This window comes from sulfur-oxidizing endosymbiont of Gigantopelta aegis, from assembly GCF_016097415.1.
In the GTDB taxonomy this organism is placed as follows: Bacteria; Pseudomonadota; Gammaproteobacteria; order GRL18; family GRL18; genus GRL18.
This window is the reverse complement of sequence record NZ_JAEHGE010000001.1, coordinates 2612111-2638043: the sequence shown is the minus strand read 5'-3', so window position 1 is coordinate 2638043 and position 25933 is coordinate 2612111. Positions and strand designations below refer to the sequence as shown.

The following is a 25933-nucleotide window of genomic DNA, read 5'->3' as shown; positions in this document are numbered from 1 at the left end:
TCAGCCTCTACTTTTAGTTGACCTATTTGGCTGTACAGGTGTTCTTTTTTCCTTTTCATGTTCAGCATCTTTATTCTCTAATTTTTTTGAAAAAGTATCGGCTGCACCATCAAGCATCTGCTTTTTCCAGCTATTGACCTGGGTGGTGTGCACTTCAAATTCTGACGCAATTTCTGCGACTGTTTTTTGACCTTTCAAAGCCTCAATGGCTACTTTTGCTTTAAATTTGTTGTTGAATGTTTTTCTTTTTGTGCTCATTTTTTTGTTCCCCGTTAGGTTAGCTCTTATATCTTAACCTATTGTCCAGTTTTCGGGGTCCACTATAATTGTCTCTTATAAAATTGGTAGTGAAGTAGCCGATCTTGAAATTTTATTGCCTTCAGAATTGGCTTTTGATAGAAGTCGTTTAGATTCCGTATTTTTACTAATGGATAATTTAGTTTCAAAAAGTACTCAGTGGCGTGAGACAGAAAAAAAATTAATACAAAAAAAATTAATTACATCCAATGAAATGAAAGAATGGAGATCACCACTCAAGCATACTTATGAAAAAATTCTGGATTTACATGAAAGAAACTGGAATGGTATCTGGTTTCGTATAGTGCGTAATTTCTTCTGGTCTGCTATTGCAGGAAAGTTTGATGTGGTTGTTGGTAATCCACCTTGGGTCAGATGGTCAAAATTACCCGAATTATACCGTGAACGTATAAAGCCAACCTGTGATCATTATGGAATTTTCTCAAAAACAAAATTTCATGGTGGAAATGAACTTGATATATCAGGAATGATCACCTATACCGTTGCAGATAAATGGCTCAAAGATGAAGACGGAATTTTAGCATTTGTTATCACGCAAACTCATTTTCAATCACCATCTTCAGCAGGTTTTCGATCATTTTATATCGGAAATAATCAGATCATTCAACCTGTAGGGATTGATGATCTAAAAGCTTTAAAGCCATTTCCTGATGCAGCCAATAAAACAGCTATTTTTATTGCTAAAAATGCAAAGGTAACACAATAAAATATCCTATACCCTATGCTATATGGGAAGCGGCTAAAGGAAATAAAAAAGCAATCCCTGCTCACCTCACAAAACAAGAAGCTCTTGATTCAGTTGACATTGATAAGTGTGAGGCAACCCCTGTTACGGGAGGTGATTCACCATGGGCTATTACACCGAAAGGTGGTTTTAAAGCATTTAAAAGATCACTGGTGCAAGCACTTGGGTTAACGGCAGAAAAGGAGTAACCACAGAATTAAATGGTATTTATTTTGTAAAAATTATTGATACAAATAAAAAATAATAATTTGGTGCAAATTAAAACCTGCCCTGACTTTGGAAGAAATGAAAAAGTAAAACCAGCAAGAAAGTTTTGGATAGAACCTGATTTTCTATATCCTTTAGTTAAGGGGCTGGAGATATACAGGAATGTTATGTCTCAATCAAAAAAAGATTTATATGTACTGGTGCCTAATAAGGGGATCACAAAACAGTTATTAGAAGATTGTGAAAATGACATGGAAGACAAACCAAAGTGTGAAGGATTTTTTAGCACCTATCAAGACCAGCTTATTTTAAGATCAACATATAGCAAACGAATGACAGAACACGCACCTTATTTCTGTATTTCAAATGTTGGCAGTTATACTTTCGCACCATTTAAAGTGGTATGGCCTGAACAGCCTGGCAATAAATCATTTAGAGCGGCAGTCATTACAAAAGGTAACGATCCTATCAGTGGTCAAAAAGTTTTTGTTCCCGACCACAAATTGTTTTTTGTTGATTTTTATGATTCAGAGCCAGCCTATTATCTTTGTGGTTTACTAAACAGCTCTACAGTACAAGCTTTTATTGATAGTCATAATATTTCAATTCAAGTGGGTAATGTGTTTAAACACATGAATTTACCAGAATTTGATGCAGATAATAAGAAACATAAAGAGTTATCAGCATTAAGTGAAGTAGCACATAATGAAGATAACAAAATCAAAAGACAAGCATTGTTAAAAACTATTTCTAAACTTGGAAATTCATTACTTTGAGCAAATATGGGTGTTTTTATACAAAAATATCAACACCTTTGTTTATCGGCTTGGTCACATGTCCGGGGATTCCTGTGCCGACTCCAGATGTTAGATCGATATTGCCTTCTATACCCGCCGTCACTTGCCAGTTATCCGTCGTTATTTTTTCAATTTTACACCAGCCATCCCAGCGTCGAACAAAGACCTTTGACGCCGATGAAGTAGCAGAAAAATTTTCTTGTAAATCTGCGCGTTTGCCATCAATGAAGCGTTTATTGTCTGTATCACGCGCTAAATGAACACCTAAGTGTTTTTCACTGATGTCATCAAAAAATTCATAGACATATTGATTATTAGAAAAGTCAGGCGGTACATCAGCGGTTTTATAAGCTTCTGCCCCATTTTCTGAGGACCATTTCAGCACCAGTGCATCTGCTTGATCATTTTCATCATAATGCACATCATGCACTTCAACCCGAAACAGATAATTACCCACTGCATCGTTCAATTCTAGCTCATTCGCACAGGGGTCACAGAGATCGCTACTACTGGATAAGCTACGTAGTATGAGTTTAAGTCTGCAATTACCTATTGCCGGATTCAGTTCTACACACAAGGGATCAATATCAGCACGACACCATTTTACCTGAGCCAGTGTTTGGGTACGCGTCGTTGTATCTGCGCCATGCAAACCCGGATCACGCAAGTCTTCATCTTCCAGCCAGGTAATACTGCGACCCCAAACATCAAGGTATAGTCTATAGGGTGTTTCTATCGGTAATAGGGACGCATTGTCACCCATGGGATAATAAAGCTGATGTTCATATTGAAAACTATCAGTTTCTGTTGCCGAATCACTCGGACGAACATCCGCAGCAATACCATCCACATAAACACGTCCACCATTATTGCCCCAATGCAATTCGGGCACTGGTTCTCCCGATTCATCGTTCAGTTGTAATAAAGCATTATGTCGTGGCGTACCACTACCAATGACATCATATAAAACCTGATTCAGGCGATCTCTGGATAATAAGGCTTGTTCTGTCAAATCAGAATCCGTCAGCATTCTTCCTTGCTGATGACTTATAGATGAATAATTTTTTTGCGTATTTTTCCTAATACGCGAGATTTGGGTTTTCATGCCTACGTCCTATTTGTCTGTACAATTTTAATGATTAAATTATCCCGGTAAATCATGTAGCGAAGCATCAGGAATAATGACGGGTGTCATTCCTACCGGTATAAAATCAGCTAATTTTTTTATCACTGCTTGTTGACGCGCCATCAGATGAAGATGATGATAAGCACCCATTTCACTACCATCTTCTGCGCCCATCGCAATTTCATCTCGTGTAGCAGGGTGAAGCACGGCACAGCCGGGCTGACCATAGTCATTGGAATAAAAAACAGCTGATAATTTATGATGTTGATAAAACCGGAGTGCCCCACAAGATTGCTCCGCAAGGACAGTTGAATAACGCACACAGCCTTCTCCAGGTAAACTATCAGGATCATGATGTCTGCGAATCAGACCACTAAAAATACAAGCGCTGGCTTGAAGGTTTTCTGCAATAGTGGTCGTCAATACAGTGCTATATTGCATTCTGATTAAGCCCTTCGCTGCTTGTACACGTTTAAACAAGCAATCATCGGCCGTCAGAACCGGTGTTTGTAAATCAGTACTATGTACTTCAGCAGCGAGTACCGCACAGCGAAACAGCTCCAAACGTCCCGAATCCACTTCAATCGTATGTGAAAAGATAATGCCTTCAAAACGCCAAATTGAGGGATTAACTGGGCCAGTACCGCTTGGCACTTGTTCCAGCATTACTCGCTGGCGGATCTTTAGGGGCTTAAAGTGAGTTTCATCCAAAGATTTATTGCGAAAGGTAATTTTATCGACGACTCTCTCAACTGATACATGTTCTAAAAAATCACTGTCTTGGGCCAAAGAATTACTCCAGATAAAACTTCTCTCAGGACTAACTTTTGGAAAAAATCCCGCATGAGTTGCTGAAAACAAGAGTATTTTCTTCGGGTGAAAATGCCCCTGTCGCCAATTAGAACGCCTGAAATCAACAGTCCTCACTGATGGGTCATCAAAATAACCTGGGATCCAATCTGTCTGTAGTGAGTCAACGGGTAAAACACTATGTCCAGAACGACACGTTTGCGCACCATGTAAACAACTTTGACGCCAATGATATTGCTTGGCTGCAATATTGCTATGTCTGGCCGCCGGATTATTTACGTCAGCTTTAACTGCCCCGCCCTGACATCTTAAATCAACGGTTCCTGCAGGTAGGCCGGGATGTCTTGCCCATAAGGGGGCATGATCATACTGTCCTATTGGATTTGTCAGTGATATTCCTGAGCCTTGAAAAGACTTGAAATCAACTTCATAGCGACGATTGTGGGCATTGTCTTTATAACCATAGGTACTTAATGGCAGTACAGGCATATTAAGCCGTGCGGTACTTGCAACACGCTTCCAGCCTTCATGTACCACAACTTCCATACCACCTACTTTTTCTGCAATGGCTTCGACTACACTCAGTGTGCCTTTGGCCTTTCGCCATGAGATTGCATTGGCAATTTCTGCTCGTTGCCCATCCAGAGTAGGTGAAACAAGACGTACATCCAATAGTGACGCAATATAGGGCAATAACCAGCTTTGAGAATCAAGGTCAAACGCTTGGTCTGAATCGGGAAAAATATCAGCATAACGTTGTAATAAAGTAGCCTGAATTTGATCTAATAAAAGACCTGAGCCGGCAAGAAACTTCTTGAGATCCTGAGTTTTATCTTGCTCTCGATACACGGAGGGCAAAATGTTACTTGATTACCCACAAAGCTCCGCCATATTTCGATAATTATACTATAATTATACTATAATTATACTATAATTATACTATAATTAAAGTATAGATTATGTGTGGAGTAGAATGATGTCAAAAAATAAAATTCAGTTTCAAGAAGGTTATAGTTTATTCAGCAAAACTCGGTGAAGTAACTTATTCTTATGAATTAAGCTGAAAACAGCATTTTTTGTTTGCCTGATGCTTTTTAAAATTTTTTTTGTTCTTTCTTTCTAAATAGCAGGCACGGGAGATGCTGCGTTTAATCGACGCATTTTCCCTAAAATAGGTTTATTTTCTTATTTTTACAGGTCTCATCTCCTCATAATCGTCTCTGTACAATAAAAAATCCATTAAATGTTCCCAGGAGTCCATCACAAAAAAGGTAATAACCCCTCTGAACTTTTCCCACATTAATTTTTTAGAGCCAAACTTTTTACGACAAGCTTGATAAGCCCCATCGGTTAATTCAAAAATTTGATGGAAATAAAAAGCCAGCAAGGTTAACAGATACATATTAAAGCTCAGGTGCTTCTTCCCATGACCATAATTATGCTCAATGTGATAGCCTTGGTTCTTTAATGTGTTGAAACATTCGTTTCTATTTTCCAACGACATCGACCCGCCTGGGTCATTGTTTGAATATTATGTTCACTGATCTTTATGTCGGTGACCCAGCTATTTCGGTAGATAATTTTCCCTGCGGTATTGGTGAGGGTATATTCAAAAAAGTTAACTTCAATGGCATTTTTTTCGCCATGTAAAGGGACATTATTTTTCCATCGATAATGATGTTGGTGCCCTTTTTCGTCAATCCAGTCCATTGATGGGAGTTCAGAAAATGCTTCAAGCCATTCAAATAAATATGTGTGATCACCAGGTTTGGCAACCAATAAATAATGCATCATTTCTTCAATTATATCTTCTATCATAGGTTGATGTGACATCAAACCATCACCACAAATCATAAATCCTTGTCTTGGATGTGCTTTTTTAGATTGGCTATAAAACGTTTGGCTGCATTACTTTCACAATCCTGTTTTTTGTACCATCCGTATTTTGTATTGCTTCAGGCATGACAGGGAGCACTTGTTTTTTATCGGGTGCATAATGGCACCTTGTAAAACAGCATGACTGTAGGTTATTTCACCCGTTCTATGTTCTTTATGAAGACAACAGTCACAATGGATTTGCTTAGAGGAATAATATTGCGTGCCATCAATAACACAAAGCAATGTGTTGGGTAATATGGCATACTCTTCAAGATGCTTATGTCGTCTGAGTCGTTCAAATAAATCTTTAAATGCAGGTGCAAATGTTTTAGAGGGTATGAGATCCAAAATGTCTCTTAGTTGACTATTTTTAGGAATTTTTTCAACATTAAAAAGAGTGCGTAAATTATTTTGATTCTGTTCCTCTTCCATCTGTTTCTGAAATTCACTTAAAGAGGGATCTTGAAAATACATGCAGGCAAAAGCACTCATAAGCACATCATGTTGACTGTAATCACACTTTCCTTGTACTCGGCTATCTTTGATTGCATGAAAGTGCAGTGAGATGGCCTGTTTCAGGGCAGAAAAACTTAAATGTTTTTTTTTTAATGACTTAAAGAGGCCAAAATTCACAGTACCAAGCATATAAAAGGGAAATATTTTTTAACATGAAGTCATTCAACCAATTGAAAAACAAGAGTTTGATCTCTTGTTTCTCAAAATGCAAGCTTTTTATTTGATTTTTTTAATTTTGCTAAAGTTACTGCGAAAAGTTTTTTTATTTCTGCTTGGTAAGCACCACTACAACTCAATTGTTCATCTCAGCGAGAATTGCTGTAGTTTATTTGAGCTTTTTAATGATTATGGCACTGACAAACAGTGCCGACAAGCCTTATTTAAATGGAAATTTCCTGATGGATTTGTTTGCCCAGAGTGTGGCAATAAGACTTATTGCACTCTAGAACATCGCCATCTTTATCAGTGCCACCATTGTCATCATCAGACATCAGCAACCTGTGGGACAATATTTGATAGTACCAAACTGCCTTTATCTAAGTGGTTTTTAGCGATTCATCTTATGACTCAATTGAAGACAGCGGTTTCAGCATTAGAATTAAAGAGACAGCTTAAGGTAAGCTACAATACAGCCTGGAGTATGAAACAAAAGATCATGCAGGTTATGAAAGAACGTGATGACAGTAAACCTTTATCAGGCATCATTCAAATTGATGATGCCTACTGGGGTGGTGAGCACAGAGGCGGCTCCAGAGGTCGTGGTTCAGAAAATAAAACACCGTTCGTTGCAGCCGTTTCTACTAATGAAGATGGACACCCGATTGCAATGAATTTAAATGTGCTTAAAGGGTTTAAATCCAGTGAAATAAAACGATGGGCACAAACTCATTTAACACCTGGAAGTACTGTTTACTCAGATGGGTTAAATTGTTTTCCTGCGGTTAAAGAAGCTGACTGTATATAGTGGACCCCGAAAACTGGACAATAGGTTAAGATATAAGAGCTAACCTAACGGGGAACAAAAAAATGAGCACAAAAAGAAAAACATTCAACAACAAATTTAAAGCAAAAGTAGCCATTGAGGCTTTGAAAGGTCAAAAAACAGTCGCAGAAATTGCGTCAGAATTTGAAGTGCACACCACCCAGGTCAATAGCTGGAAAAAGCAGATGCTTGATGGTGCAGCCGATACTTTTTCAAAAAAAATTAGAGAATAAAGATGCTGAACATGAAAAGGAAAAAGAACACCTGTACAGCCAAATAGGTCAACTAAAAGTAGAGGCTGACTGGCTGTCAAAAAAAAGTTGAAGATGTTCAACTGAGTAGAGCAGAAAAGCGGTGTTGCATAGAAAAAGAGCACCCTCAGTTGAGCATCAAAAAACAATGTGAGCTTATCGGCCTGAACCGTTCAAGCTATTACTATCAACCTAAAAAGCCTCTGCAAAATAAAGATTTAACATTAATGAATTTGATTGATGAGTTGTACATAAAACATCCATTCTATGGCAGTCGTCAAATTCGTAATGCATTAAGATTGAAATGTTATAAAATTAATCGTAAAAAGTTCAACGGCTTATGCGGATCATGGGATTGGTTTCAGTGGCACCAAAACCCAATACCAGCAAGCCTTGCAAAGTAAATAACCTCTATCCATATTTGCTCAAAGGAATTGATATTAATAGGAATAACCAGGTTTGGTGCACAGATATCACGTATTTACGGATGCCACATGGATTTGTCTACCTAAGTGCTGTTATGGACTGGAGTAGCCGTTTTGTGCTGTCCTGGGAAGTGTCAACCAGCATGGAAGAAAGCTTTTGTATCAGTAGTCTGGAAACAGCACTGCGACGATATGGAAAGCCAGAAATCTTCAATACGGATCAAGGTGCTCAATATACTAGCAGAGCATTTACAGGTGTTCTAAAGGCCAATGATATAAAAATCAGCATGGACGGCAAAGGCAGAGCAATGGATAACATTATGATTGAACGACTCTGGCGAAGTGTAAAATATGAGGAAATTTACCTCAAGGATTACCAAAGTATTGATGAGCTAAAGAGCTCATTAAAGGAATATTTTGAGTTTTACAACCATGAACGACCACACAGTACACACGGTGGAAAAACGCCTGCAGAGATCTATGGCGTGATGAAAGAAGTTGTTCCAGACTTAAAACGGGCAGCATGATGAGAGGATAATCAACTTTACTGGCAACCGCCTTGTCCACATATCCACAGGCCAAGCCAGTAGCCCTGAGATATATCGCAAGCGTCTCTGGACTACTGGCAGACCTGTGGATATGTGGATAAGACTAATACTATAAATAACCAACAGAATTATATCTTAATATTTGAGAAAGCTGTCTTGACAATGGGGTCCACTGTAGTAAGCATGTTCCAATCGTCACGGGTGGTGGTGCGGCAAGTGTTGATAAAATTGAGTTTATCTGGGTTAACACTATGATAGGTAATATTAAAAACTCTATGAAGGGAAGCTATCATTCCATTAACTCAAAACATTTACCTCGGTATCTTGCTGAATTTTGTTATCGGTTTAATAGACGCTTTAACTTAAAAGACATGATGCCAAGGTTTTTATGCGTGGCGATGAAAACGCCACCTATGAATGGAAAGCTCCTAAAAATGGCGGAGCTTTATGGGTAATCAAGAAATGTTATACAGCAATTCTGAATGCTGAATTTTTTTTGCTTTATTATCAGTATTGCTCATCATTGATTCCTATCACTTTCTTTCCATTTTTTAGCATTTAACGCTTACACCTAGCTCTTATGGCTCATAATTCTGACTTATCAATTGAATCGGATATTGCTTATTATCCAAATAAAGTAATTGATCCGCTTGTATCGAAAGTTTACGGATTTTGCCATCATCCCCTTTAAAAAAAGCGGGTTTTTCTTTTTCAGGGAGAGCACTATAGGCTGAGTTTAAAATTTCACAATGACCATTTTCAACACCGGGAACTTGTTCCAGTAAAGCAATCACTTCACTACGAAATAAAGCCTGTCCCAGCTTTCGTGATTTCAGCTGCAATTGTTTTATCAGGTGTTCTTTAACCGCTAACTCAACCTGTTTTTTGTCGTAGGCCTGCTCATCAATCATAATGAAAACTTTAACTTGCATTAATAAAGGCTTATAGGATAAAACGCTGATAGGTGTCCCCGGTGCAGCGTGAGCCAGCAGGTAATTCTGAATCAATGTTGCAGTATCTGAATTAGCAGCAAAAACAGCACCGCCGGCACTCACCACAACAATTTCAATTTTTGCACGTCCCGGCCTATCCGGCATCTTTTCAAATGCTTTAGCCTGCCAAACCATACTATGGTAAGCAGCAAGGTGCGTAAAATCTGCCAATGAAACGGCTCTTGATAAGGTCAATATTGTTTGCGGCGCATTTTCACGCATTGAGCTTGAGGTTTCTTTTTCAGCACCACCAAGACTGACTAAGGGTGCGATAAAAGAATCAATTAATACATGAGGGCGAACAATTTTTTGTAATGCATTGGCTACTAGATTGCCTTGTTCACCAAAACCATTACGATAACGTACTCGGACATTATCAATACCTGTGGGTAAACGACGACCGTTTTTAGCATTACCAAAGCAGATTGATAGCTGATTATCTTCATTGACTTGTACTTGATAATGATGCGCTTCGGGTGCAGATATTGATAAATCGGCAACTTGTTGCCAGACTCTTTGACCGACACGCAAGCTTAAGTCGGCACGTACTCCGGTATTAAAGGCACTATCTGCGACCCATGAAATAGTGTCTGATGATAACGAAAAACATTGACTACTTTGTGAGGCATCACCATTGCCAACAATTTTTTCTGCCTGAGTTTCCCCGTGGGTTGCACGCACAACATTGCCATAAATTTGTGTATTGTGACGAGTGAAGGCAGTGTTATTATGAAAAGCAGGACTGACATAAAGTGCTATGCCCTGAGCGCTTTGTTTTACATCTTTAATTTCAACAGTAATGGCCTGGGTATCACAAGCACAAATTATTTTTTTCCCTAAACTCAGGGCAAGTAATAATTTTTTGTTATTTTTACGTGCATCTTGATTCTGTTCCAGTTTGAGAATGGTATTCAATCCCGATGCATCTGAATAACCGGATAAAGCAGAATTCACATTATAGTTTTTATGTTTCAATGCCAGCTTGAATGCCGAGCGTACTAATTTGATCGGTTTTATTAAACCATCAAGACGCAGTGAAAAACTATCTTCATCAGCATTAATACGGGTAATTTTATAAGCTTGTTTTTCTTTATCCTGATGTTCAATCAATGCCCATTGCTGTGACTCTAGGTTACCTGACTGACCGGAAAAGCTAATTTCAGTGACTTTAGACGAACCCACGCGAAGTATTTCAGCTTGTATTTCTCTATCCGCATAATAAATTTCATTGCCAAAATTACCTTTGATATAGTGAAAATCAATTTTCCCCGATGGGATATCAATTTCACCTTCACTATTAATTGATTTTTTGACAATATCATCTGCATTGGCCACTTCATTATATTGACTATCGATAAAGACAATGGCCTCATTATTATAATCATTGGCTAGTAAATAAAGCTTACCCGCATCAATATCATAATTACATTGACCCTTTAAGGTTCTCAGGCGATGAATTTTTTCACCTTGTTGTAAGGGCTCATCACCGGCCTTAAATTGCAGCTTGTTTTTCTTAGCCGCAGCAACCTCTCTGGCAGTATATTTTCCGTCTTTTTCAGAAAAAATAATGTCTTTTGTAGCGACTGAGATTTCATTATCCAATTCCGCACTATTGATACCATTGGGCAAGGGTGAAGCCGTAAATTCAGGCTGAAGATACAGCGTTGAATTGTGCAAAGTAAAACTGGCAGGTAATGTTCGCGCACTCCTGAGTAATACAGATTTCCCTGAAGCATTATTGCTTATATTGATGACTCGAACTGGAAGACCAATTTGTGCTGTTGCTAAAACCCCCACATCACCGTTATTAATTTCCACTGCATCATCAGAAAGTGTAAAACGAATAATATTTTTTGTTATAAGCCTGAATGATTGTAGTGATTTTAATTGTGTCTTATTTTTATTCCAATTTTTTAAATACAATTTATTAATGAGAGATGAGCCCTCTAAGTTATCCTGTGACTCAAAAATCACACTGGACTCACCCTTGTCTGGTTTGTTTTTTACTGCAAAGCCTTTATCCACAATTCCATTGCTATTATCTTTGTAAAGCAAGGCAATATAGGTTTCTGCTGAAGCGGGTGGCGATGGTATGTAATCTAATAATGCCACTAACTTTCTAACATTGTCCCATTCCTGTGCAGTGGGAAGATAAGACTCATTAGCATAAGCATTGATATATTCACCCAAAACATGGGCGCTGCGTGAAAAGCTTCTAAGGATTTCCCAGGCATAATCACGTCGCTCATCATAATATTGTGCATTTAAACGTTTTTTATTTTGGTAAGCGGTTTCATTTTTAGCAACGGGAAATCGATTTAATAAATCCTGCCAGGTCAGTATGCCCTTGTTCTCATATTGCTCAAGCAATTCTTGTCTCAAGGTTTCCAGATAGCTAATGGCATTACCATCAATATATCTAAATTCATTGAGTCCCGCACGATTCCAACGACTCAGATCATTTTTTTTGTTCAATGGTTGCTTATCATACTCAGATAAATTCATCCTGACTTGCCTCCATGTAAACTTATTTTCAGTACCCCTAACTCTGGCTTACTAATATCATTATCAAGAACCGCCACCTCATGGCCTTCAAGTACAATGCGACCGCTGCCTGACTGATCAGAATAGATTGAACCAATACGTTTCATTCGATTAATGCAGATTGAGTCAATACCATCAAGATTCATTAACACTTCAATAACATCACTTGCCACAACGTCTTCGCCGAATTGAAAATAGCCCGGAGCAAAAAAACCATCACTCTGATTGATTAAGCTTTCATTGATTGCATCTTTAATTTCAGAGCGATAATAATCACCGCTTATACGCACAGAAATTGAAAGCACAATACCCACTAATGTCACATCAGACAAAATAACTTCCTGTCCTATCATTCGTTGTCTATCAATGATCTGCTGTAATAGATAGCGAGACGTTTTACCTTCAACATCAGGTAATAAATCAATTTCCTGAGACTGATAAAATTCTGTCAGTTGTTCATTAAAATGCTCAACAATATCATTGCGTTCTTCATCACCTTCTGCATCTGGCGCTATGCTGCTTTTGCTTAACACTTCATCCAGACTCATATTATTGATAATACGTACTACCACATAGTGGCCATACCATGAACCTGTCCATCGCGTGTAGGCATCAACATCTAAAACCAAAGGATGAGCAAGCAATTGGTTCTTATAATCATCCTGAGTCACCATGCGATGTTGCTGGTGAATAGAACGAGGTCCGGCTTTTTTAGCCTCGGCCATCAGGTGAGGATAATAACTCCAGAGCATTTCTAGTTTTTTATTATCATCAAATTCAGGGTTATTGACGGCAATTTCATCTAATAAGGCTTTGTCAGTATGTAAGGCTGCTTTATAACCTATCATTGCCAATAATCGGCGCACGGTATCCGGACGTCTGGCTGTTTCTAAAAAAGCTTCTGCCTGAATACGATCATTCATATCCGATAATTGATCTAAGACGACAGCAAGGGTTTCAACTAACATCACTTCCATATCAGCAGGCGTCCAGTTTTTTCGTTCTGGAAAACGCGCAGCCAATTCTTCAAGCATAAACAGGCGATAGCCATCATAGTCTCTGACATCCCAGTCAAAATCATCCCCTATATCCACTAAGGTTGCCGGTAGTTCAACATGACGTTGACCACAGTCACCACAACCTTCGGTGTATTTCAATTCGACTCGAGGTTCACCAGCCATACTGACCTCCAATACCGAAACACGCTATATTAGCAAAGCAGTGTTTATAGACAAATTGTCTATAAACATTTGTATCTTTGGCCATGATTTTTTGCTTATCCATAAATTTCTGCTTATTCATCACTGTTTAAAACAAATTCTAGCTTTTCTGTAAATTGTAACGCCGCCATTTGATAACTGATTAAAATTTTCAATTGTTCGTTTTCACCGCGCACATCAACCTCTAAGGATTCAGCTAAAACATCACCTTTTAAGGCTTCTGCTAATGTTGCCAGCAAGCGTTTTTTAACTAATTCATGCATCGGTGCCTGATTAGGTTCAAACACTAAGGCCATTGCACCAATACCAAATTCCGGACGGTACCAGCGCTCTCCCGGACTGGTAAAGATAATTTGTTCTATCATTTCTCGTATATGCTGCTGTTTACTACTCAGCGTTGAGCCATTTGCTTCAATAGTAAAAGGAAAACTCATATAGTCACGATTATTAATTTTTGTTCGAGTTAATCTGGCCATTTTATTTCACCATACTGGTCATACTGAGTGTTGAAAATTCACCCTGAGGTATGGGAGGTGAGGTAGGTGCACCCGGTGCCGTTGTGGTATGCATATGGGTGGCAAACAAACTGAGAAAACTTTGCCCTTTAATCAGCGGCTCACCACCACTGCCACCGACATTGACCATGCTTCCTTCAATATTCACAGTACCACTACTGCTCACCTTGACCCCACCTGCTTCCATGGTTATTTCATTACCATTACTATCACTGACTTTAATGCCAGAAGAGTCCATCATTATGGTATTGCCACTACTGTCTGATATTTTTATTGCCGAAGCTGTTGCATCCATAAGTACCACTGAACCGGATGCATCGGTTAATTGCACCACCCCATCGGGATCAATTTTTAATTCTGCGTCTTTGGCATGATAAAGACGAATTTCTTCTCCACCCTCAGTATCATCAAAAGATAAGATATGTCCGGATGGAGTTTTTAATTGCCGCATTTGCGGCGAACGATCAGCCGCCTCTTGAGGCACATCACTACTTTGTTGCCAAGTTGTACCAGTCCAAATGGGTTTATCAATATTGCCTGCTTCAAATTCAACCCAGACTTGGGCATTTATTTCCGGCACTAAAAAAAAGCCTTGATCGGCCAGTCCCCCAAATGGCAAACAAGGTTCAGCCCAATGGCTGACACTATCATCCAGAATAGAGGGGACTTTCAAAGTGACACGAGCACGCTTTTCCGGATCATTGTTATCCACAACAAAGCCTCGATATTTTCCAAAATATTTTTCCTGAGACTCCACAACTAATTGATTGATTGCTTCTTCCATTAAAGAATACCTGCCAGAATATGCTCATCATTACTACTTTCGTCACCCGCAGCAGCATTGCGTATTAGTTCAAAGTTCACAAAATAACCTGTACTATCGAAGCTATGTACTGCGGTATCAACATACCATTTACCATTATTATTTCCCGTGCCTCCCACTGAAACAACCTTGCCCGGCAATAGCAAACTACCATACACAGTACCATCGAGCCTGCCACTGGCTTTAAGTTTGAAGGAACGAGCATTTGCCTGCCCCTTTGCATTGCTATTCGCTTGTTCAGCATTATTGCCGCTACCCGGAGGTAAGCACCAGCTAAAATCATCTAAGCCACTATTGCTTGAGTCTGCACTTTGACTACCGAATAATTCAAGATCCGGCACACTATTATTTTGCTCAATTTCAGCCCCAGTTAATGGCGCTGTAGAAGTTCGAATTGAATCCGGTTGATAGCCATCATAAACGACATTAAATGTTAAGCAATTAGTTGCTTTTCCCGCATGTATCATTAATTTAGGTAAACTTGAGTCCGCTGTTGAGCGAGGAGGTCCAAAATATAACTGCCGTAAACCACTGGATGTATCACGTAAATACCATTCATATTTTTTTTCCTCAGCAAACTCTCTTATAAAGCGATAATCCGTTTTGTTCTGATGGGTATTATCAATAGGCATTGATGACAAATCAGTATCCAGACTCAGCCCATAGGGTGCTATCACTTCTCGGATAATATCTAAAGAATCACGACCTTCATCCCAGGTCACTTTTTTACAATTTCGATCCATTGCAGCAAATATGTCCTGACAATTTAAGGTGACACTCGCTATACTCCCTGTTTCTGGTACATCCGTTGATATTTCACGAATATAACCACTAAAAAAAGGCTCTTCAACATCACCAAAAACAACAACAATTTCGACCTGAGCCCAAGTACGAATGCGCGGGTCTTCTGCTAATGGCCAGCGTCCTTGTGCATCTCTTAACATAGAAAAGGTCAAACTCGCCTCACTACTATCTCGGCGCTTGAGCGTGATCGTCGTGGTTTGCAAGTTTTGATAAAATTCTGAAAACTCGCTACCACCGATCTTGATAATACATTCACCTGTATCACGAGTAGTAAGACCCAACAGACTTGCCAAACTCATTATTTTGCCTCTCTTGAAGCTGGTATCGCAATCACATCGCCCTGCATATCATCATCCAACAATTCAAAGCCATAAAGGAATTCTGGATTGGCATCCATAATCCGCCACCAACGACGATTACTCTTGTAATAGGCATTCGCAAGTAGATCAATGCGATCGGTATGCAATACAGTATGCTCAAGTATACCGTCAGGTAAATTTAACTGACGCTCTCTATAACCTTTAAATTGACTCGCTTCACTAAACGCAGTGGTGTTTTCATATCTTGATCCTTTTCTTCTCATGACTTTCTGCTTCTATTTTATCTTTGACATTAGAGTTTGAGTTAAAATGCTAAGGGTGAATTTATCAAATTTGCCGCTGACAATATCATGCGCTGTACTTGTTCCGCCTGATAAAATGGATTATTACTTTCTAATACTTGCAGACTGATCGTGGCCTTGGCACGATAAGGCTGTAATTGTGGCAAATGTGCCATTTCTTCTATGCTTAAACTAGTCATAAAAACCGGCAGTACATGGCTACCCCAAACAAAGAGTAAGACTGATAGATGCTCATTTCTTTCATGAGCATGTGCACTACCGCCCCCTAAAGAGCTCATTATTTGAAAAGGGTCGGGACCATTCACTTTGGGTTCTAACATACTACGCAGAGCAGCAATCTCTGGTTCAACACCTGACCGCTTTGCAATTTCATGCATCGCATGAGCAGGGTCACTGAGTTTATCGGTTGCATCTAATAAGATATTAAAGTTAATTGTTTCTGCGGCAGCGGATGCCGCCTGCCCAATGCGGTTACTTTCACCCGGAGTGGTAAAATCAGCGATAGGCAAAGCACTACCATCAAAGGTGACTGTACGGCTACGCGTTAAGGATTCTGGATTAAACTCAAACTCAACAGCCAGAGGCGGTAGACTCAAGGCATATTCCAATAACATTCCTTGCATCGTTTTTATCATTGTTGACCTCTTGAGGTTTTAGATAGTTGTTCAGATAGCTTTTTGGATAATTGTTCACTAATCGCATTAATATCTTGCACCATGAAATGTCCCTGCAAAGTTAATGATAACTGCTTTACGCTTTGTATTTCTGTTGACTGAGCTTGTATTTGCTCCGCAATTTTTCTTGCCAAAAGATTAGGATCACCCTGCCATCCCGATGGCACACGTATAGTGACATTATCAATAAAAACCTGTGCTGTTTTATGTTGGCTCATTTCCCAGTCCCTGAAATTGAATCACCAAAGATAATATCTTCAGGTAGAAATTTTTGCAATTGCATTAATTGCTTATGCCGTGTTTGCCCATCCATTTTTTGTAATACACGCCAGACACCAATAGCAATATGGCTCATGCTAATTGCACTATTCTCTGCTGCTGCCAGGATGGCAGCATGATTCGCAGCATTTCGGATCTCGCCACCGGTCAATGACACCGCTTCCGCTATCATCTGATAATCCACATCCTTATCAACAGGTGCTTTAGGTGGGATTAATGTTTGCCATAAAATCACTCTTTCTGTTATTTCCGGCCGTGGAAAAATCATCACAAAATGAAACCGTCGTTGAAATGCCTGATCGATCTGTTTGCGTAAATTGGTCGTTAAAATGCAGGGACCATGATGTTGTTCAATGCGAGAAAGTAAATGACTGACTTCCATATTGGCATAACGATCTCTGGCATCTTTTATTTCACCTCGTTTGCCCATCAGTGCATCAACTTCATCAAACTGTAGAACAATTTTTTGTCCCTGTACGGCATCAAATAAGGCATTGAGATTTTTCTCAGTTTCCCCAATATATTTACTGATCAAAGTACCTAGATCGACCCGGTACAAATCCCAACCTAATGCATTAGCAATGACACTGGCAGCAAATGTTTTGCCTGTTCCTGAAGGGCCGGAGAATAAGGCAATCGGTCCACCAACCACTCTTGCTCCCCACTCATCTACAATTTTCTTGCCATAATTTACCCAGAGCAGATATTCATGTAACATCTTTCGTTGCGGTGCAGGAATGATTAAATCATCCCAGCTAGCATCGATCTCAATTTGCACAGCACCGGGAATACGCAATGCTGTTGGCTTTAGGCCACTGATGATTGCAATCGCATTGGGATGCGGCTGTAGTCTTCGCATTGGCCCCTCACCTTCTACACGCAAAAATCCGTCTTTGATCAATACGCCTTGTTCATCAAGTAATTGCTGTGCTAATAGATATTCATAGTCTTCAAGTGACAACAAATGATGCAAAAAAGCTAAGCTGGGATAAATACTTTGCCCCTGCTGTAAATCATTAAAAATTAAGGCCACATTGGGATTAATTGCCGCCGCATAAACGCAGGCTAACAAGTCCAAAGCCAGTGGAGATAAACCATCAACTGCTAAACCCTTCCAACAATTGCTTTTGCTACGAAGCTGTTCAACTTGTTGCTGAACATGGCGTAATTGTTTCAATATCGCTTCTGTTGGCTCTCGACCTAGACGGGTATCCGATAGACATTGTGCCAGAATTTCAATACGCTGCCATTCCACTTGCAAAGTCATGGCATGCTTTATTTCTTCAGTCAAAGAATCCTGAATTTCTGTGCTCATATCAACACCCATAATTTATACCCGGTGCATATTCATTATTGAGTATTATTGCTGCATTTAAAAAATTCATATTAATTTCGTATCACTGTAATTAAGACTGGATTGCTACGAATTCTCATTTCAGCTTCACTTGCATTAACATCATTCCATGTAGCCGTTTGTGGATCAAATTTAATCCTACGCTCAGCAAATAATTGCAGTTGCCAATGATTGAGGCTTTGGTCAAAATTACTCCAATGATTATTAGCACCATTGACCCCTTGCAAAGTAAAGTTGGTCACATTGGGTAAGGCATTCATATTCAAACGATGAGTATCTGCTTTGATGTTATTGAGTTCATCGATATCAAGCCATTGGTCATTTAATAATAATTGTCCAACCAGGCTAACATCTTTAAGCGGATCACCGGCAATCCAAATATCAATATCTGGAATAATGACATCACCAACGGCATTGACTTCGATGTTTAAGGTAAGATGTGATTCCCGTTCATTCACCAAGCCCGTGACCATAGCGATTGCGGGTGCCCATTGTAGATTGCTGGTGTCAACTTCAATCGATGAGGGTGGGAAAAATAACACCTCTTTATCATCAGGCCATAAGTTATTATGTTTACTCATATCACTTACCGCCTGTGTGCCAATAGCGGAAACCCGTACCGATTGTTTTACCATTAACTCTGGTTCAATCGGTGCCAGGGCTATTTCATACACAAGAGAGGGACGATAGACAGTGTTACCCTGTGTAGACCAAATCTGGTTGATTTGTTCATCAGCCAATGGTCTGGGGATAAATTGAGTATGCCATTTTTGTCCCGATGTTTTACCTTCCAGCATCATAATAGGCTGTTCCTGAAAGAGTCTCATCACTTCTGACAGCATCCTTAATTCGTTAAAACCTGCTGAGGCATCAAGGCCATTTAAAGGCGTCTCTATATCGACGCCAAAGGCAGTGACAATACAAAAGACTTTAATAAACTGTACATCACCTGGTAAAGCATCAGCAGCAAAACTAAAGGGTTCAAAGCGATAAAAAAATAAATTTAAGGCATTTTTTGCTATGCTACTTTCATAATTAACACCCGGCGCACCCACCGTGATCCAATTTGAAGCATTATCTTCCGGCGCAACAATGTTTAATAACATATAGTTTCTAATTTCGTCACAAATATTTGCCAGAGAAGTGTCTATCAATGCCATTTATATTCCCCTTAATCCAAAGGGATTGGCTATTTTTTTTACTGAAGGCCTTGTTTGTTTGGGAGTACTCATTACAGCCTGTTCATCAATTAACACATTAATTTGTCCAATTCGTACTTGTGGCATCTCTTGTTTAGTCACTTGCTCTGGAATGAATGCTAAAGGTGATTTTCGGGATTCAGATATAAAGAATGATTCTCTACTGGCAATGGGCTCGCGATTAATTTTTTCTGCTTTTATGTCAGTTTCTTTATTCATAATTTCTTTAGCGGTCATAGATTCATTGTTAAGTTTTTTATTTTCTACGGCCTGATAATGATTATTTTCTAAACTATCATTATTAATCAGTTTTCTATTCAATTCTTGTTTATACGCTTGCTCTTGAATGGTTAATTGATGAGCAGTTATATTTTTTTGAGGTGTATCGACTAAATCACTTTTATTCAGAAAATCACTGTCTATTGCTTGAACAATATTTTCTTGTTTATTATTGTCAATATTTTTCTGTTCTTCATTGCCTTCACTTGAGATATTAGCAGAGGTATTAGGTGAGGAAGAAGTTGAGGCTTCAGTTGATAAAAATGGAGTATTAAATGCCTCTTGTGGTGTTTCTTTGCTATCCTCTTGTTGAGAAACGTCTATAGAAGGATCATCAGGAATAAAGTTTTTTATTTTCTTATTCAGTAAATTTTCTGACTCATCACTGATATCTTTATCATTAGATAAAATTTCCACCTGATTATTTTCATCATCAAACGGAGCAAATGATTCTTGAAGCGCAGAAGTCAATAATTCATCATGACCAAGACTGCCTTTACTATCACCTCTTGCATCAGGCGCTTGAAAAGCGTTCTGAGAAAAATCATTATTATCAATGTGCTTTGCAGCTTGTAGACTATGTTGAATAAAGCTGGAGATAAAACTCATGAGATTAAACCTCTGTTCATTTGCTGAATATAATCATCAGCCTGATACTTGCCCATCGTTTTTTCAATTAATTGAATATAACGCTTGCGCCGTGAACGGGGTAAATTTAAAATTTCTTCTTCTGACCAATGATACCGTGAAGCAATTTGATGAATTTCTTCATCAAGGCCATGAATTTCGCGGCTGATCCAAACATAATTATCAATCGACACAATCTGAGCTCGTTGACAATAAGGACAATCAATATTCACTTCATGAGCCACTTGAGGGTTCATCTCGTCAAGTAAATGGTCAACTAATTGTTTATCTTCAGTCGATAAACGAGCACTATCCAATGGGATTTTCTGTTGACTAATCAAGCGTGAGAACAAGCGATTTTCAGCCTTAGCTGTAGAAAAATCTGTAGCAAAGGTATTATCACCTGCATGAGCAATATCTTCCTCATCAAACCCCGTAGGTGAACGCACTGTCACTTCACCAACACTCAAAAAAATCGATGTCTCAGGGTAATCTTTACCCGCTTGTTTTACGGGTAAAGACCCCGGAACATATTGAAATTGAATCAGTTCATTGCAGTCACCACAAGAAGAGGTCAGCCATTTTGGACTCGGATCAATCATTGCTTCAAGTTGCTGCATTAAATAGTGCCGATCGCCACTATTGAGCGATTGAATGATTTTCTTATCAATTGGGATTTTTTTGCTTACAACATCATCACGAGAATGTTCATCTAACTCAATAGCAGAAATTTCATCAACCACTAGAGTCAATATAGTGCTTACTTGCTCAGCAAGGCAACTCAGCTCAGAACCACTTTCCGATATTAGACGCTCAAGCATTCCGGTAAGCGGTTTTAGCCGCACATCAGTATGCAATTCACCCTTGTAAAATAAGCCACCTGGAAGTTTCATTGCTCTCCCCTGCATTAACTTTCAGAAGGTTCACCCACTGAAAAATCACGTTCCCAACCTTCATGCTGCAAAGTTAAGGTCTGGATACCCACGGCATTCATGGTATTTGCATCAAGTTCAGGTAGCGCCTGATATTCGGAGACCCAGGCACGATACAACTTATAGGATATTGCAACCTGTCCCTGTAAATTAAGCACATTGATAATAATATCTTTGCGATAATTTACCAGAGAAACAGCGGCATCACCCTGAATATTGTTAACTAGATTTGCCCAATCCTCAAAAACAGGATCATGCGTTAATCCTTGTTCCAGAGTGAGCGCTTCATATTCAGTACCACCGGGCATAATACGCTGATGAGAGGGATCCCCTGCCGAGCGCCATTTAACTTCATTCACTTTCTTTTTTAACGCGCCCATTTTTTGCAGACCAGCAACCGGTCTACCATCAATAATACATTGAAACTTGAAAGTTCTATAAGGATCAAAACGATGTGCATTCACCGAAAAAGTTGGAGCCGCCATATTATTCTTCCTTTAAATTAAAGCTAAACTAATTGTTTGTCTTGCTAAGTCAATCATCAATTACTTACTGCTCTTCACCTACTTTTTGCTGAATACGCACAATGACAAATTCAGCCGGTTTAAGTGGTGCAAAACCCACCGTCACAATCACCTGCCCCCGATCAATATCGCCCTGAGTCATGGTATCTCCCAGTCCACAGCGAACAAAAAAAGCCTGGCTTGAAGTTTCGCCTTGAAATGCACCTGCACGAAACATTCCATTCATAAAGGAGCCAATATTGGCTCGTAAAGAACTCCAGAGAGGATGACTATTTGGCTCAAAGACAGCCCACTGAATACCGTTATAAATACTCTCTTCAATATAAATGGCGGTGCGACGTACTGGCACATAACGCCATTCTGGATCAGCCTTAGTCGCCAATGAACGTGCGCCCCAAAATACCGAACCATAATTAGGTAATTTACGGATGCAATTCACACCCAGTGGGTTTAGCTGCGCTTGTTCTAGATTCTCGACCACGTATTCAAGTCCTGTCGCACCAGTCACCCGTGCTTCAACACCTGCAGGTGCTTTCCACACACCCCGCTTACCATCTATCTTGGCCCACATACCCGCAGCAATTGCTGAGGGTGCGACAAGTACATTTTTATCTTTATTCGGTGCTTTATCAGGATGATATAGTGGATTGCTCATCGATACCCAAGGGTAGTAAAGTACACTATAGGTTGACGTAGGCAGGCCTAAATTATTTACTGCATTAGCGTTTTCTAACTCTGTATTTATAGGCGGATCAATAATTAACACTCTATTTTTCATTGATTCGCAATGAGCCAGACTAGCAGCAAGATTTGACTGACCAACACCACCATCCCAACTGCTACCGGGCGTCACAATAATGCTTACATCTCGAAATTTTCTGAGTGTGGTATTATAAAAGCTTGTAAAATCAGTGGCTATCGGGGTGGTATTTTCACCATTTTGCAGGCGTTCGCCAAAACCGACGGCTGGATTCGAACCCAGCATCATTTGAGGCACAATCGGATCAACACCTTGCTGTATAGTGCGACCAATCACGCTTGTTGTAGCTACAGCCAATTTCAAACTATCTAATGGTGTTCCAGTACCATCGACCAAACTGATACCTGATTCTAAAACATCATGAGCACCTGAAGTCAGGGTAAAACTATTGTTGACTGAATTGAATTCACAATCAAACGAAGCAAAAGATGGATTATCTGCACCGGAAGCACGCACTAAATTCTTAATTTCTGTGGCAATTGCAGCGCCACCATCAATATTGTTAGGAAATTCAATATTAATAGCAGTAAAGGCATCAAGCTCAATTTGAAATGCATCCCCACTTGACACTGAAGGGCTGGCACCTGCATCCGTTCCTGTTATTGAAGCTTTATTCTTGGATGATAAGCCCAAGACTTCTAAAAAAGGTGAATCGATTAACTGAATGTTTGCAACACTATCTGAGACATTAAAGGTATCTACGGACTCGATTATAAAATTGCCTGCTGTATTCGTACCCTGACTAGAAACATTGATACTATTTGAGCCGATAGCAGCACGAATTTGTTGTTGAATAAATTCAATCAATTTGGTTTTATTGGCTACATCAGCACCTGGCGGTATTAATATATTTTTTGCTTGAGAACCATTAATACTGATCATAAATGATTTTGTTTTAGTTGCATCGGCAACATAGGGGGCAATATCAGTAGTATAATTTACAGTAGCACCCGTGACTTGGGCATTTTGAAAAGCTAAAGGGTCAGCAATGGCGATGTTTATCAGGGATGAATTTTGCTTGACCACATTAACAACATAGTCATCTGAATTGGGATCCATGGAAAGACTATCAAATCGTTCTTCTTCTTTAAATTCACCTGCATCCAAGCGCCCTAATAATAATGAAAAGAGTCGGGCATCACGATAGTCTTTGACAATTTTAAAACGCTTATCATTGGCCCAAATACCCGGACTTGATGCCTTAATGTTTAACACAGCTGAAGCGGTTGCGGTACGCGAATTAGTACCACTACTATAAGCACCCTCACCTAGAATATCGGTCTCATTTTCTGCACTGGCGACATCACCGGCAAGACGACAAATATAAGCACTACCACCACCATTCAAATAAAAAGCCTGCACAGCAAGTCCCATACTGTCATCTTCATCAATGATTTTACCGAAGTCTTTGATATAGTCATCAAAACTACCAATAAGAGTCGGTTCACCGACAGGGCCTCGATTGGCAACCCCAACGAATGCAGCAGTTGATGTTGCAACACCTTCTATTGGTCGTGAACCACTTGAAACTTCCTCAATATATACCCCGGGTTGTAAATAGCTTGGCATGATATCTCCCTTCTTACCTTAATAAGATAGTAACTTAACAACGCAGATATACCCACGATACTTGAAATGCCTCGGTGCATTTTCAATAATTATAGGTATAGGTTTAATAGTTTAGGGGTGACTAATTGCTTATTCATGAAGATAATTATCTGAAGAATTTTAATAGCTTGAAGCTTTTCAACCGATAGTATAATGTGGCTATACTTAACCGGACACACAACTTAAAATAACTAAAAGATAAAAAGTGTGACCTAAAATGAATGATCAAACAAAAAAACCGAATAAAAGCTATACATCAGAATTTAAAGAATCAGCTGTCAAATTAGCTAATGAGACGGATCAACCCGTTTCTCAGACTGCCAGGGAGCTAGGTGTTAATGTAAATACTCTACATACCTGGATCAGTAAATATTCCAAACCGGTGAAGACGGTAGCCAATAGAAGTGATGAACACATTTATGATGAAGTAAAACGTCTGAAAAAAGAATTGGCAAAAGTGATTCAGGAGCGTGATTTATTAAAAAGGCCACAGCGTACTTTGCAAGGGAAACTTTGTGAAGTACGCATGGATAACTGATCAGGCTAAAGATTACCCGGTAACGATTCTGTGCCGTTTTATGGATGTTTCCCGTAGTTGCTATTATGATTGGGTTAGCTCTCCTAAAACGAGAGAAAGAAAATGAAGCGCTTACTGAGCAGCTAAAAAACTGTTTGAAGACAGTCGCAAGACTTATGGAACCCGTCGTCTTAAAAGAAAACTGGCTGAAAAAGGCGTTCATATAAGCCGCCGGAGAATTGGTCGATTAATGAAAAAAGCCGGTTTGTTTTGTAAAACGAAGAGACGCTTTAAAGCGACGACTAATTCCAAGCATAATAAGCGTATATCTCCAAATTTACTGGAAAGAGAGTTTACTGTCTCTCAACCTGATCGCTACTATGTGGGTGATATTACCTATATTGCCACCAAGGAAGGCTGGTTATATTTAGCGGTTGTCATTGACTTATTCTCTAGGCAAATTGTTGGCTGGTCGATGGATGAGCGAATGAAAGCCAAGCTAGTCAATGATGCTTTACTGATGGCCATATGGATAGTCAAGCGTAAACCAATGGATGGATTGCTTTGGCATACTGACCGAGGTAGCCAATATGCCTCTGATAGTCATAGAAAAATAACATCAGTATTATGAATTGTGCTGATTATTTGTCACCAAATTATGAAATACGTCCATATAAAAAAAGGCACATAAATGCCGCCCATTACAACGGCCATATTGCCGTGAAGATATTGTAACAGGATCATCCAGTTTTGAATGCAGAAAAAGCCCTTGTTTTTACCATAAAAAAATTGGTAAAAATGACAAAAATCACTTGAAACAGCCAAAAAAATATTTAGAAAACTGTCCGGAAAAGTGTTGACACATCAGTATTATGAATTGTGCTGGCAAAAATACGTCCATATAAAAAAACATGACAATATTATTTATCCAGTTTTTGCAGAAAATTGTTTTACCTAAAAATTGGTAACAAAAAACACTTCAACAAGCTCACAAAACAATATGAATAAGTTAATATAATGTTTATAAAATAGGCATTATCGCCCAATTGTCAACCGA

The 25933-nt window shown here is 39.2% G+C and carries 22 protein-coding genes and 4 pseudogenes; 6 read left to right on the top strand and 20 right to left on the bottom strand.

Annotated features, from left to right (window positions below; all coding sequences use genetic code 11):
* Nucleotides 1-258, bottom strand: coding sequence for a transposase (locus JEU79_RS26530; RefSeq protein ID WP_246540280.1), 258 nt, complete (start codon nt 256-258; stop codon nt 1-3).
* Between the two features lie 115 nt (nt 259-373).
* Here JEU79_RS26530 and JEU79_RS13285 point away from each other — a divergent pair, with 115 nt between their 5' ends.
* On the top strand, nt 374-1024 hold the full coding sequence (locus tag JEU79_RS13285) for an Eco57I restriction-modification methylase domain-containing protein (RefSeq protein ID WP_214660566.1): 651 nt from the start codon (nt 374-376) through the stop codon (nt 1022-1024).
* A 263-nt stretch (nt 1025-1287) separates the two neighbouring features.
* Nucleotides 1288-2046, top strand: a complete 759-nt coding sequence (locus JEU79_RS13280) for a hypothetical protein (protein WP_198264491.1) — start codon at nt 1288-1290, stop codon at nt 2044-2046.
* Nucleotides 2047-2062: 16 nt separating this feature from the next.
* Here JEU79_RS13280 and JEU79_RS13275 read toward each other — a convergent pair whose 3' ends face one another.
* The 5 genes from JEU79_RS13275 to JEU79_RS13255 form a co-directional block, all read right to left on the bottom strand.
* On the bottom strand, nt 2063-3172 hold the full coding sequence (locus tag JEU79_RS13275; RefSeq protein WP_246540279.1) for a DUF6519 domain-containing protein: 1110 nt from the start codon (nt 3170-3172) through the stop codon (nt 2063-2065).
* A gap of 39 nt (nt 3173-3211) precedes the next feature.
* Nucleotides 3212-4852 carry a phage tail protein gene (locus JEU79_RS13270; RefSeq protein WP_246540584.1) on the bottom strand — a complete coding sequence of 547 codons (1641 nt, stop codon included), beginning with the start codon at nt 4850-4852 and terminating at the stop codon, nt 3212-3214.
* Nucleotides 4853-5180: 328 nt separating this feature from the next.
* On the bottom strand, nt 5181-5405 hold the full coding sequence (locus JEU79_RS13265; protein ID WP_198264488.1) for a hypothetical protein: 225 nt from the start codon (nt 5403-5405) through the stop codon (nt 5181-5183).
* Between the two features lie 62 nt (nt 5406-5467).
* The gene (locus tag JEU79_RS13260) at nt 5468-5857 is read right to left on the bottom strand and encodes a hypothetical protein (protein ID WP_198264487.1); all 390 of its coding nucleotides are present in this window, start codon (nt 5855-5857) and stop codon (nt 5468-5470) included.
* A gap of 60 nt (nt 5858-5917) precedes the next feature.
* Entirely contained in the window at nt 5918-6514 is a 597-nt protein-coding gene (locus JEU79_RS13255) for a transposase family protein (RefSeq protein WP_198264486.1), read from the bottom strand.
* A 178-nt stretch (nt 6515-6692) separates the two neighbouring features.
* On the opposite strand from JEU79_RS13255, the pseudogene JEU79_RS13250 reads away from it, so the two are divergent.
* The 3 pseudogenes from JEU79_RS13250 to JEU79_RS13240 all read left to right on the top strand — a co-directional run.
* Nucleotides 6693-7355, top strand: a pseudogene (locus tag JEU79_RS13250) (IS1595 family transposase); the annotation flags it as partial.
* Nucleotides 7356-7423: 68 nt separating this feature from the next.
* A pseudogene (locus JEU79_RS13245) lies at nt 7424-8582 on the top strand (IS3 family transposase).
* A 203-nt stretch (nt 8583-8785) separates the two neighbouring features.
* A pseudogene (locus tag JEU79_RS13240) lies at nt 8786-9058 on the top strand (transposase); the annotation flags it as partial.
* 123 nt (nt 9059-9181) lie between these two features.
* Here JEU79_RS13240 and JEU79_RS13235 read toward each other — a convergent pair.
* The 14 genes from JEU79_RS13235 to JEU79_RS26525 all read right to left on the bottom strand — a co-directional run bounded on the left by JEU79_RS13235 (nt 9182) and on the right by JEU79_RS26525 (nt 24320).
* Nucleotides 9182-12070 carry a baseplate J/gp47 family protein gene (locus tag JEU79_RS13235; RefSeq protein WP_198264485.1) on the bottom strand — a complete coding sequence of 963 codons (2889 nt, stop codon included), beginning with the start codon at nt 12068-12070 and terminating at the stop codon, nt 9182-9184.
* Nucleotides 12071-12096: 26 nt separating this feature from the next.
* Nucleotides 12097-13320 carry a hypothetical protein gene (locus tag JEU79_RS13230; RefSeq protein ID WP_198264484.1) on the bottom strand — a complete coding sequence of 408 codons (1224 nt, stop codon included), beginning with the start codon at nt 13318-13320 and terminating at the stop codon, nt 12097-12099.
* Nucleotides 13321-13433: 113 nt separating this feature from the next.
* Nucleotides 13434-13835, bottom strand: a complete 402-nt coding sequence (locus tag JEU79_RS13225) for a GPW/gp25 family protein (RefSeq protein WP_198264483.1) — start codon at nt 13833-13835, stop codon at nt 13434-13436.
* Nucleotide 13836: 1 nt separating this feature from the next.
* Nucleotides 13837-14658 (bottom strand): phage baseplate assembly protein V, encoded by an 822-nt coding sequence (locus JEU79_RS13220; protein ID WP_198264482.1) that lies wholly within the window; start codon nt 14656-14658, stop codon nt 13837-13839.
* On the bottom strand, nt 14658-15800 hold the full coding sequence (locus tag JEU79_RS13215; protein ID WP_198264481.1) for a phage late control D family protein: 1143 nt from the start codon (nt 15798-15800) through the stop codon (nt 14658-14660). Before JEU79_RS13215 ends, JEU79_RS13220 begins: the two co-directional genes overlap by 1 nt.
* Nucleotides 15800-16084 carry a LysM peptidoglycan-binding domain-containing protein gene (locus tag JEU79_RS13210; RefSeq protein ID WP_198264480.1) on the bottom strand — a complete coding sequence of 95 codons (285 nt, stop codon included), beginning with the start codon at nt 16082-16084 and terminating at the stop codon, nt 15800-15802. The genes JEU79_RS13215 and JEU79_RS13210 overlap by 1 nt, the downstream gene beginning before the upstream one ends.
* 41 nt (nt 16085-16125) lie before the next feature.
* Nucleotides 16126-16758, bottom strand: coding sequence for a CIS tube protein (locus JEU79_RS13205; RefSeq protein WP_198264479.1), 633 nt, complete (start codon nt 16756-16758; stop codon nt 16126-16128).
* On the bottom strand, nt 16755-17015 hold the full coding sequence (locus JEU79_RS13200) for a hypothetical protein (RefSeq protein ID WP_198264478.1): 261 nt from the start codon (nt 17013-17015) through the stop codon (nt 16755-16757). Before JEU79_RS13200 ends, JEU79_RS13205 begins: the two co-directional genes overlap by 4 nt.
* Nucleotides 17012-18391, bottom strand: a complete 1380-nt coding sequence (locus tag JEU79_RS13195; protein WP_246540277.1) for an ATP-binding protein — start codon at nt 18389-18391, stop codon at nt 17012-17014. Before JEU79_RS13195 ends, JEU79_RS13200 begins: the two co-directional genes overlap by 4 nt.
* A 71-nt stretch (nt 18392-18462) precedes the next feature.
* Entirely contained in the window at nt 18463-19590 is a 1128-nt protein-coding gene (locus JEU79_RS13190) for a Pvc16 family protein (protein ID WP_198264477.1), read from the bottom strand.
* Entirely contained in the window at nt 19591-20517 is a 927-nt protein-coding gene (locus tag JEU79_RS13185) for a hypothetical protein (RefSeq protein ID WP_198264476.1), read from the bottom strand. It abuts the gene before it with no gap.
* Nucleotides 20514-21428 (bottom strand): hypothetical protein, encoded by a 915-nt coding sequence (locus JEU79_RS13180; protein ID WP_198264475.1) that lies wholly within the window; start codon nt 21426-21428, stop codon nt 20514-20516. The genes JEU79_RS13185 and JEU79_RS13180 overlap by 4 nt, the downstream gene beginning before the upstream one ends.
* A 14-nt stretch (nt 21429-21442) precedes the next feature.
* Nucleotides 21443-21952, bottom strand: a complete 510-nt coding sequence (locus JEU79_RS13175) for a phage tail protein (RefSeq protein WP_198264474.1) — start codon at nt 21950-21952, stop codon at nt 21443-21445.
* Between the two features lie 64 nt (nt 21953-22016).
* Entirely contained in the window at nt 22017-24320 is a 2304-nt protein-coding gene (locus JEU79_RS26525; RefSeq protein ID WP_246540275.1) for a phage tail sheath family protein, read from the bottom strand.
* 256 nt (nt 24321-24576) lie between these two features.
* Here JEU79_RS26525 and JEU79_RS28635 point away from each other — a divergent pair.
* A pseudogene (locus tag JEU79_RS28635) lies at nt 24577-25492 on the top strand (IS3 family transposase); the annotation flags it as partial.
* Between the last annotated feature and the right edge of the window lie 441 nt (nt 25493-25933).

Excerpts from the sequence above, each read along its gene's own strand:
- JEU79_RS26525 (WP_246540275.1), bottom strand. The coding sequence starts at position 24,320 with ATGCCAAGCTATTTACAACCCGGGGTATATATTGAGGAAGTTTCAAGT.
- JEU79_RS13185 (WP_198264476.1), bottom strand. The coding sequence starts at position 20,517 with ATGAGTTTTATCTCCAGCTTTATTCAACATAGTCTACAAGCTGCAAAG.
- JEU79_RS13210 (WP_198264480.1), bottom strand. The coding sequence starts at position 16,084 with ATGAGAAGAAAAGGATCAAGATATGAAAACACCACTGCGTTTAGTGAA.
- JEU79_RS13265 (WP_198264488.1), bottom strand. The coding sequence starts at position 5,405 with ATGTATCTGTTAACCTTGCTGGCTTTTTATTTCCATCAAATTTTTGAA.
- JEU79_RS13175 (WP_198264474.1), bottom strand. The coding sequence starts at position 21,952 with ATGGCGGCTCCAACTTTTTCGGTGAATGCACATCGTTTTGATCCTTAT.
- JEU79_RS13180 (WP_198264475.1), bottom strand. The coding sequence starts at position 21,428 with ATGAAACTTCCAGGTGGCTTATTTTACAAGGGTGAATTGCATACTGAT.
- JEU79_RS13220 (WP_198264482.1), bottom strand. The coding sequence starts at position 14,658 with ATGGAAGAAGCAATCAATCAATTAGTTGTGGAGTCTCAGGAAAAATAT.
- JEU79_RS26530 (WP_246540280.1), bottom strand. The coding sequence starts at position 258 with ATGAGCACAAAAAGAAAAACATTCAACAACAAATTTAAAGCAAAAGTA.
- JEU79_RS13190 (WP_198264477.1), bottom strand. The coding sequence starts at position 19,590 with ATGGCATTGATAGACACTTCTCTGGCAAATATTTGTGACGAAATTAGA.
- JEU79_RS13260 (WP_198264487.1), bottom strand. The coding sequence starts at position 5,857 with ATGATTTGTGGTGATGGTTTGATGTCACATCAACCTATGATAGAAGAT.
- JEU79_RS13215 (WP_198264481.1), bottom strand. The coding sequence starts at position 15,800 with ATGAGTTTGGCAAGTCTGTTGGGTCTTACTACTCGTGATACAGGTGAA.
- JEU79_RS13230 (WP_198264484.1), bottom strand. The coding sequence starts at position 13,320 with ATGGCTGGTGAACCTCGAGTCGAATTGAAATACACCGAAGGTTGTGGT.
- JEU79_RS13225 (WP_198264483.1), bottom strand. The coding sequence starts at position 13,835 with ATGGCCAGATTAACTCGAACAAAAATTAATAATCGTGACTATATGAGT.
- JEU79_RS13200 (WP_198264478.1), bottom strand. The coding sequence starts at position 17,015 with ATGAGCCAACATAAAACAGCACAGGTTTTTATTGATAATGTCACTATA.
- JEU79_RS13195 (WP_246540277.1), bottom strand. The coding sequence starts at position 18,391 with ATGAGCACAGAAATTCAGGATTCTTTGACTGAAGAAATAAAGCATGCC.
- JEU79_RS13205 (WP_198264479.1), bottom strand. The coding sequence starts at position 16,758 with ATGATAAAAACGATGCAAGGAATGTTATTGGAATATGCCTTGAGTCTA.
- JEU79_RS13275 (WP_246540279.1), bottom strand. The coding sequence starts at position 3,172 with ATGAAAACCCAAATCTCGCGTATTAGGAAAAATACGCAAAAAAATTAT.